Source organism: Pedobacter sp. ASV12 (genome assembly GCF_016429155.1).
In the GTDB taxonomy this organism is placed as follows: Bacteria; Bacteroidota; Bacteroidia; order Sphingobacteriales; family Sphingobacteriaceae; genus Pedobacter.
Window position 1 is genome coordinate 1 of sequence record NZ_JAELUC010000266.1, and the last position, 527, is coordinate 527.

Below are 527 nucleotides of genomic sequence, written 5' to 3' on the forward strand. Positions count from 1 at the left end.
CGATATCAAAAACTCCTTCCACTGGAAAAGCGTTGTTATTGATGGTCGGTTTGAAGAACTCCACGATCAGGAGCGGCAACAGGTGATGCATTTATAGAAAATGATGGCGATTACGATTATGTGTTGAACCTCTCTGCTTTAAAGCATGTAAGAAGTGAAAAAGATCCTTATACGCTAATGAGGATGATTGATGTTAATATTTTTAACACCGAGAAAACATTGGAGCAATCTATCTCAAAAGGTGTTAGGAAGTATTTTTGCGTTTCTACGGATAAAGCCGCCAATCCGGTTAATATGATGGGGGCTTCAAAACGTATTATGGAAATGTACCTAATGCGCAAAAGCCAACAAATCGAAATTTCTACTGCTCGATTTGCAAACGTTGCATTTTCAGACGGTTCTTTATTGCATGGATTTAATCAAAGAATTCAAAAGCGACAACCAATCGTTGCTCCCAATGATATTAAACGATATTTTGTAACTCCAAAAGAGTCGGGAGAGTTATGTTTGATGTCCTGTATCTTTGG

Annotated in this window: 1 protein-coding gene; it reads left to right on the plus strand. The window is 38.0% G+C overall.

The features are described from left to right. Positions 1-123 precede the first annotated feature (123 nt). On the plus strand, positions 124-527 hold a 404-nt coding region (locus tag JHD69_RS20230; RefSeq protein WP_233166111.1), incomplete at its 3' end, for a polysaccharide biosynthesis protein.